The following is a 312-nucleotide window of genomic DNA, read 5'->3' as shown; positions in this document are numbered from 1 at the left end:
GCCAATATGTGGCATCTGAAGGGGCGCGACGCCGACCTTCTGGTCGACACCGGCATGGGCATCTGCCCGCTGGCGCCTCAGATCGACACGCCGACCGGCAAGCCGCTCATCGTCGTCGCCACGCACATCCATCTCGACCATGTCGGCTCGCTGCATGAATTTCCGCTGCGCATGGGGCCGAGGATGAGCGCGGCTCAGTTCCACGGCATGGATGATGCCGTCACCTACGCCTACATGTTCCACAATCTCGACGGCGCCGTCTCGAAACTGCCGGCGCCGGACTGGAAGGCGGCCGACTATCGGATTCCGTCC

At 64.4% G+C, this 312-nt stretch carries 1 protein-coding gene; it reads left to right on the top strand.

The window, feature by feature from the left end:
- A partial coding sequence (locus tag EN786_RS36915; RefSeq protein WP_135910164.1) for an MBL fold metallo-hydrolase occupies positions 1-312 on the top strand: 312 nt, incomplete at both ends.

It is taken from the genome of Mesorhizobium sp. M4B.F.Ca.ET.143.01.1.1, from assembly GCF_004792275.1.
GTDB classification, from domain to species: Bacteria; Pseudomonadota; Alphaproteobacteria; order Rhizobiales; family Rhizobiaceae; genus Mesorhizobium; species Mesorhizobium abyssinicae.
The sequence above is the reverse complement of the archived record's forward strand: the minus strand, read 5'-3'. Positions and strand labels throughout refer to the sequence as shown.